General features: G+C 65.1%; 5 protein-coding genes. 3 read left to right on the top strand and 2 right to left on the bottom strand.

What is annotated here, in order from left to right; genetic code table 11:
- Nucleotides 1-411 precede the first annotated feature (411 nt).
- The 3 genes from JWN97_RS21050 to JWN97_RS21040 all read left to right on the top strand — a co-directional run bounded on the left by JWN97_RS21050 (nucleotide 412) and on the right by JWN97_RS21040 (nucleotide 4,221).
- The gene (locus tag JWN97_RS21050; protein WP_297627856.1) at nucleotides 412-702 is read left to right on the top strand and encodes a hypothetical protein; all 291 of its coding nucleotides are present in this window, start codon (nucleotides 412-414) and stop codon (nucleotides 700-702) included.
- Nucleotides 703-1,399: 697 nt separating this feature from the next.
- Complete coding sequence (locus JWN97_RS21045) at nucleotides 1,400-2,083, top strand: GAF and ANTAR domain-containing protein (protein ID WP_297627853.1); 684 nt, start codon at nucleotides 1,400-1,402, stop codon at nucleotides 2,081-2,083.
- Between the two features lie 848 nt (nucleotides 2,084-2,931).
- Nucleotides 2,932-4,221, top strand: coding sequence for an ATP-binding protein (locus JWN97_RS21040; protein WP_297627850.1), 1,290 nt, complete (start codon nucleotides 2,932-2,934; stop codon nucleotides 4,219-4,221).
- A gap of 285 nt (nucleotides 4,222-4,506) precedes the next feature.
- Here JWN97_RS21040 and JWN97_RS21035 read toward each other — a convergent pair whose 3' ends face one another.
- Both JWN97_RS21035 and JWN97_RS21030 read right to left on the bottom strand, forming a co-directional pair.
- Complete coding sequence (locus JWN97_RS21035) at nucleotides 4,507-5,178, bottom strand: GAF and ANTAR domain-containing protein (RefSeq protein ID WP_297627847.1); 672 nt, start codon at nucleotides 5,176-5,178, stop codon at nucleotides 4,507-4,509.
- A gap of 454 nt (nucleotides 5,179-5,632) precedes the next feature.
- Nucleotides 5,633-7,384 (bottom strand): DUF5677 domain-containing protein, encoded by a 1,752-nt coding sequence (locus JWN97_RS21030; protein WP_297627844.1) that lies wholly within the window; start codon nucleotides 7,382-7,384, stop codon nucleotides 5,633-5,635.
- Between the last annotated feature and the right edge of the window lie 143 nt (nucleotides 7,385-7,527).

Below are 7,527 nucleotides of genomic sequence, written 5' to 3'. Positions count from 1 at the left end.
CGCGTCGCCAACGACACGCTGATCAACGACCACGCCGACGAAGACGAGGCGCCCGCCTGGACCTCTCCAGACGGGCGCCTCACCCTGCTCTTGACAGGAGGTCACTCCATATCAGTAGCCCAGAATGGGCGCCGTGGCGGGATCCGCGACCGGATCACAGCCGAAAATCGATACGCCTGCCCCGGAACGAAGCCCGCACGTTGCGATGTCATCCGCGGGTGCCCTGGCGGCCAGGCCCGGGTCCAGACACGGGGCGCCCGGGGCCGCTGAACAGCGTGAGACCCAGTGCACACTTTGCGGTCGCATCGAGATCGCATCAGTCGGGTACTGCCTCGTGGACGCACCCCGTCGGGTGCGCGCGGCTCTAGACCCAGGGCAGCACACCAGTCACCAGCCGCAAGGAGACCTCCCATGTCCAACACCACGGACACCAAGAAGACCAACTACTCGACCGCTCGTCGTGTCAGCACCGAGACCAAGTCGTCCTACAAGACGACTGAGCTCATCGCCTACGTCGCGGTCGTGATCGGTGTGCTCGTCGCCGCCGCCCTCACCGACACGAGCGACTTCGGCACCCAGGAGGCGTGGTTCTATGTATCGCTCCTGACCATCGGTTACATGGTCAGCCGCGGTCTCGCGAAGTCCGGCAGCCGCGACTTCTATGACGACAACGCAGACGCCGGTCACGGCGACAACCGTTGAGTACGCTGTACCTTCGGTCCTTGACCCAGGTGTTGGCCGTGCTGGCCGCCACAGTCACCCAGGTCGTCATGGCCTCGCTGCACGGAGTCCGCAGGTCCCGTCCGTAGGAGCACCGCAGACCGCCCCGGCGCTTCTTCAAAGGCCGGGGCGGTCTCGTGCGTCCAGCACCGCAAGACCTAGCGCCGTAGGTGTTTTCGCCCGTGAAGACGACCAGCGACATCCTCGAGCTGGCACCGAACTCGTGGTGGGTGCCCAGACGGCCACCGCTCCTCGGTCGCGAGTTGACGACGCTGTTGGTGTCCTGGTCCTCACGAACGCTCAGGCACGGCCCGCCCGCAGCTCCTTGTGCTTCACGAGCCACTAGGTAACCCAATGGCGGCTCGGGTCACGATCACGCGAGACGGCGCGGCTCGTGTGAGAAAAATAGGCGTAGTTGCGCACCGCACCGCACTGCGGTGCAAGGGCGCGGCCGCGAGCGTGGCCACATGCGAGGCGAGCCACGATCGGAGGGCACCGGCATCCCTGCGACTGCCCAGGCGGGGGTAGTAACTGTACCCGTGGGGATACAACAGTGCGCCCGCGGAGGGGTAGACTGAGCACGTCGCCAGCTCACCTTCGAGTCGCGCGTGGTCTGCAGGGCTCGTTATGAGCGCCTCTCTGTGTGCCTCACTTCCAAGTGCCCCAGAGAGAGCCCCCTGTGCTCGCTGCATCTGAGTTCGACCAGTCCATCGCCGAAGCCGCCCGGACCCTTAACAAACCACGCAGTCTCAACGACATCCTGCAAACGATCGTCGAGGTTGCGTGCAACTCTGTGCCGGGCTTCGACCACGTGGGCATTGCGACGGTGGAGAAGAAGGGCGACATCGAGACAAGAGCCGCCATCGGCGACCTCGTACTGCCTCTCGACAGAATGCAGTACGGCCTGCGTGAAGGTCCCTGTTCGGCAGCGCTGCAGGGCGGCGACACGGTCTGCGTGTCGAGCCTGCGAGACGAACAGCGGTGGCCCAGCTACGTGCCCCAGGCCCTCGCTTCTGGCGTGCGGTCCCAGATGGCGGTCAAGTTGTACCTCGACGAGCACACCTTGGGTGGCATCAACTTCTACTCCACCATCTCCGACGGCGTCAGCGACGACGCTCAGGCCCTTGCCCGACTGTTCGCCACCCACGCCGCGATTGCCCTCGGACACGCTCAGGAGCGCGAGACCCTCACCAACGGCATGCACACTCGCCGAGCCATCGGGCAAGCCATCGGCATCCTCATGGAACGCTACGAGATGAACGAAGACCGCGCTTTCGCCTTCCTCGTCCGTGCCTCGTCGCACGGAAACATCAAGTTGCGCGCCGTTGCACAAGAACTCGTCGACGAAGCGAACGCCAAGTAGCGCACTGTCGGGCAACACGAGCTTTCCGGCTCAGCCGCGCTGAGTCCTCCGCGTCCGGCAGGACGTCATCGAGCGCTCGCGCCTCACGGCCGGTGAGTCAGCGCCATTCGCGTGGTGGTTGTTCTTCACGATCGGCCAGACTGATCACCCCGGGGTGGGGCGCGCTGAGGGCAACGTGACGGAGCGGGCTCAACATCGCGTCAAAACCAAGCGTTCGACTACCTGCGCAGGCACGTTGATGCCCGCGAACCGAAGGTTTGTCCACGTGACCGCAGAGATCGCTGCAATCCGCATCCTCTTGGACCTCGACTAGAGGCCGGGACTCGTCACCGCTGCGGTGCTGATGAGCCAGGGCGGCCTGGGCGCGACGGGGAATGAGGAATTGGGGCGGCCCGAGCGTCCGCCGTTTTGGAACGCTCGGGCCTCATCGCCGGGGCATTCGCGGCTGCCACGGTGACGTGCCGCTGCCGTACCCACAGGTGCTGGTGTTATGTATGGGACCGTCTTCGTTGCGTGGGCCAGGGCAGACCTTGCTCGATAAGCATTTCAGCGATGGCCAATCCGTCGGGTACGGGTAAGGCCGGAAACCTTGAGGTGGGCCCGGGCGGGGCGATCGCGGTTGGGGGCCACGCGCCGTGGACCGGTGCACCGCGGGTCGGCCGCAACCCTGTTCCTGAGCGTCACCTCGACGGTCCCTGGGTGCTTACGTGGGCAGGGCGCCGACGTTCATGCTGCAGGGGCTTGGGCCGGTGAGCTCGTGTCGGAGCCCGTGGCATGCCTCGGCGTCGCGTCGTATCCTCCTTGGGGAGGTTTTCGCGTCTCGGCACGGGATGGAGAGGTTGTGGGCGGTGAGCGACGCCGTTGCGGCCTCCTTGGTGCTTGAGGCTGACCTGCGCAACGTGGGTCGGGCCCGAGCGATGCTGTGCGATGCAATGTCGCGCAGCGGCGCCGAGCACCTAGTCGACTCCGCGACGGTCGCGTTGTCCGAGATGGTCACAAACGCCTTCGTGCATGTGGGTGGCGCGGTTCATGTGCATGTGTGGGCGACTGCGGACGCAGTAAGAGTGGAGGTCGAGGACGGGTCGACCGACATGCCGGCGAAGCGTCACTACGCGGCGACAGCCGGCACTGGTCGTGGCCTGCAGTTGATGGATGACCTAGCAGATCGTTGGGGTGCCGTCGAGCGACCGGTCGGCAAGACGGTGTGGTTCGAGATAGGGGACGTCGGGGGCCGGTTCGACAAGAGGTGGGAAGGTGCCGACGCCGCGAAGGATGGCGTCATCGGCGGGGCGCGTTGCATCTCGTCGATGACATTGCGGCACGTCCCCATGCTGATGCACGTGGCCTGGCAGGAGCATGCCGCCACCTTGCTGCGCGAGTACCTGCTCCATGTCATCGGTGAGGACGACTCCATCCTGGAAAGACACGCGCACGCTAGTTCGGCGATGAACCTGCTGCACGACCAGCTTCCGGCGCCGGTGCTGTCCGAGGAGGTGGGAGCGTTGATGGCGAACGCGGTCGAACCGAAGGTGACCGCGGACGAGGTGGTGCTCCGGATCCCGGCCCAGTCGGTCGCGCACTTCAAGACGCTAGACGAGCTGCTCCGCAGCGCCATCGCCGAGGCGCGCGCCGGGCTGTTCCTCAGCCCGCCCACTCAGCCCGAGATTGACGAGATGCGGCAGTGGATGTGCTCTGAGGTCGCCCGCCAGGCCGGTGGTGACACCACCGCCACCCCGTGGGTGGCGCGGACGGACGTCAGGGCGACGTTGTCCGACCAAGCAGCGCTGACAGTCACCTACTCGGAGTTCGCGAACGTCGATGAGTCGCTGTTGGCGACAGACGAGGCCAGCATCATCGTGGCGGCATCTCGTTCAGCCCTGGACCTCCTGGGCTACGAACGAGCAGATGAGCTGCTCGGAAGACGAGTCATCGTCGTGGTGCCAGCGCGTTTCCACCAGGCCCACATCGCAGGCACGACTCTCCATGCCACCAACGGACGCGACAACCTCGTCGGAGTCCCCATCACAGTGCCCATGGTCCGCGCAGACGGTTCCGAGGTGTCGGTGCACATCGAAGTTCGGGCCGAGCGACTCAACGACGACCAGCGAGTCTTCGTCGCTCGGTTCCGACCTGCCTGAGATGAAGACCACCCTGAGCCCAGGGAAGTGGCGCGAATGACCTGTGGAGACCGTCCAGCAATGAGTGCGTCGAACCGCCGCCTGTCGGACATCCGATCTGCTGATGAGCGTGCGTCAGTGAGAGCGGCAGCCCAGGCGAAGGAGTGACGACCCCCACACCGTCGAATCCGCCGCCTCTAGATGGGTACGGACAGTTCAAGTCGCGCTGCAGACATGGCTGTCGTACGGCTAGGGCCGGGTGGTCAGAAGAGCGGGCACCCGGCCCCCATGGGGACAGGACCACCTTCAGTCAGTGTTGGGGAGCATGCGGGTGCGGGCGATGTCGCTCGCGACAGCCACCAGCTTGCGGTTGGTCTGACTGGAGATCCGTCGCAGGTAGTCGAATGCCTGGTCCGCAGAGACGTCGAGCTTCTCCATCAAAATGCCCTCGGCCCGCCCGATCACCAGACGACTGACGATCGCCATCCCCAGCTGGTCGATCTCCCGCTCCGCAGACATCGACAGGGCCAGGTGCCCGGCCAGGGTCTGGGCGACGGCGACGTCGTCCACGTTGAACTGCTGGCCATCGACGGCGTACAGGCTCAGCGCGCCATATGAGTCCGCCTCCGTGAAGACGAGCAGCGACATCATCGAACTTGCGCCGAACTCGTGGAGCACCCTCGGCGCCCACACCGGCCATCGCTCCTCGGTCGCCAGGTCGACAACGACCATCGTGTCCTGGTCCTTGCGGACGCTCAGGCACGGCCCTTCGCCCAACTCGTACTGAAGCTCGTTGGCGCGACTGACGAAGTCGTCGCTGCTCACACGCGTGAGCAGACCGCCCTTCTCATTGATGGTGATGCCGGCATGTGAACACCTGGCGACCAGACTCACGGCCGCGTGCACGGCAAGCCTCAGACGCGAGTCCTCATCGGGCGCCGACCGCAACACTCGAGCCAGCTGCTCGAACTCACTCATCCGCCGATTCGCTTCACTCACGGGGTCAGTATGGAGTCAGGCGCACCACGCCGCTATGCCGCTGTCCGAAAGCGTGGCGAGCGCCTCCACCGCAATGAGTGCGTCTTACCGCCGCCAGCGGCTCGTCAAGAAATCAGGGAGGCGGCGCACAGCTAGGGCAGTAATCGGTGGCATTCCGCCACCTCACCCAACCAGCGCGTCTGGCATCGCTGCGCTGAGCGGTTCCCGACTCGCCGGGGCGACGGGCTGTGCGTGGCTCAGGGTCCTCCCGCCAAATGCGCCCGCAGGAGTCGCAGACAAGCAGAACCCGAGTCACGATGCTCACAGCAACAATGTTGGCTTATATCGAACGGGGATGCGACGCAATCTTGCGTCATTGCGCCGCCTGTCGGGGAACGCCCGCAGAGTCCGCTCATCGCTATGGGCGGGCACACACAACTTCCCCTCCCCACGGTCACGAAGTCGGGTGCGAGATCAGGCTGTCTCCAGTCTCCGACTCCTCAAGCCAGGAGAAGGCCGAGGAGACCGCTCGCTCTTCGGTGTCGAGGATGCGGAAGGCTGTGCGCACGAGCGAGTAGAACTGGTTAACCCACGCGGTCGCGAGCTGGACGTTGCCACCCAGGCTGAGCGAGAGGCTCGGTATGAGGTGTAGGCCGTGAAGGACGTTGAGGCAACGTTCCATCGCGTGAGTCTCGATAGACCACCACTCGGAGTGCGCCACGCCGCTGGCTTGTGAGTACGCCTGTCGGTAGAAGTCCAAGAGACCTGTCTCGTCGGCCATGCTGCGAATGGACTTGCCCTGCGCGAATGTGTCTCGGGTGTCGACGACCCTGTAATCGATTATGCCGTCGTTGTGGCTGAGTCGTTCGAACTCGTCCATGGCTTCTTGATATCCGGGCGTGCGTGCTTCTGCCGGCACCTCATCCGCGATGCGGGCGTAGAGCTTAGCCTTGCCTGCGCCGTACTCCTGGAACTCGCGGTAGATGGCTGGATCCTGCTGCGCCATCCAGTGCAGGTAGATCTTCGTTTCCACCAGCATGCGCACGATGTGGGCGCCGTGCTCCATGCACCACAGATCGGGCGCTGTAAGCACCGCGATGAGATCCCGTCCGGCCCGCGACACCAGGCCCGAAACGACCTCCTGACGCTCCTTGTCGTGCAACCGGGCGGGCGCCGTCTCCAGAGCTTCGACAAAGCTGGACAACAGGTCCATGGTGAGTTGTCGTAGGTGCGCACCATCGGGCGGAGCGGGGGTTGCGCCGGCGCCGACGTCGTCCACCACCGCGGGTCGGTCGTCCCGCGCGTCCGGCTCCGAGTCGGGGTCGGGGCTTGCTTGCGGCGGTGCAGTGGCCACCGCGGCTTCGGACTCGGCCACGTGAGTCTCGTTCCACGCCGAGCCATCACTTGCTGGCGTGGGAGTGGTCTCGCTCTCCGCTTCCCTCTTGCGAACGCACTGGGACGTCATCGAGTTAGCTCCCCAGAACACACGCGCCCACCTGATCGATTCGTCGAAGTAGTTCGGGTCCTCGACCGTCAGCATCCCCTTATGTGCTCCCCACTGCGAGCGAATGACCGTGTCCGCCTGGGACCTGGACTCTGCTTCGTCGGGGTAGGTCTTCAGGAGGTCGATGGTCTGCTGGTCTGATGAGAATGTGCCGGACTGAACCGTGCTCCAGGTGCGGAAGCACTTCATCAGCGCCTCGCGGTGGCCGTCGCTGAGCGCTTCGAGAAGCGCCCGGCGCACGAGTTCGATGTCGGCCTGCTCGGGCACGTGCACCTCGACATCCCCAGTCAGCCATGGGACCGGCATGTACGGGTAGGAAGTGAGCACACCGCGCACACCGGCAGAGAGCAGACCGTGATCATCTGCTTGCTCCGACACCACCGCTGCTGCGCTCGGAATCTTGATGGCGAGGCGCGCGAGGTTGGTCAGTCGACCGTCAAGCGACTCGGCCACGAACGCGGTCTCATCGTGCTCGGACAGTGCGTCCTGAACTGCCTTCTGCCATGCGACGAAGTTGCGGATCGCGCCGTTGCCTTGCTCGGCGAGCACGAGGGCCGGCCACAGCAAGTCGGGGAGGTCGTCCTTGAACCAGTCTCCGATGACAAGGACGCCGGTCGCCGCGAGTGGCGGCGTGAAGACCCGGCGCCGGTGAACATGTCCGGCCATAGGCCCGTTGTGCTGGTTCGGCTGCGGCATCTGCATGAACGCAACCTAGGAGAGGGCACCGACAATGGCGCCTGCTCTCAAGTTTGCGATGCGCTCAGTCTCGGTCCGGACCTGACGGTGCATCGTTCTGCTGAAGCGAGGCGGTTCCGGGCTCCGCCTTTGCACCCACGGTGCGGATC

It is taken from the genome of Nocardioides sp. (assembly GCF_025965415.1).
GTDB lineage: Bacteria > Actinomycetota > Actinomycetes > Propionibacteriales > Nocardioidaceae > Nocardioides.
Note: the sequence above shows the minus strand (reverse complement) of the source record. Positions and strands in the feature narration are given on the sequence as shown.

Coding starts and splice junctions, on each gene's coding strand:
- JWN97_RS21050 (WP_297627856.1), top strand. CDS start 412: ATGTCCAACACCACGGACACCAAGAAGACCAACTACTCGACCGCTCGT.
- JWN97_RS21035 (WP_297627847.1), bottom strand. CDS start 5,178: ATGAGTGAGTTCGAGCAGCTGGCTCGAGTGTTGCGGTCGGCGCCCGAT.
- JWN97_RS21030 (WP_297627844.1), bottom strand. CDS start 7,384: ATGCAGATGCCGCAGCCGAACCAGCACAACGGGCCTATGGCCGGACAT.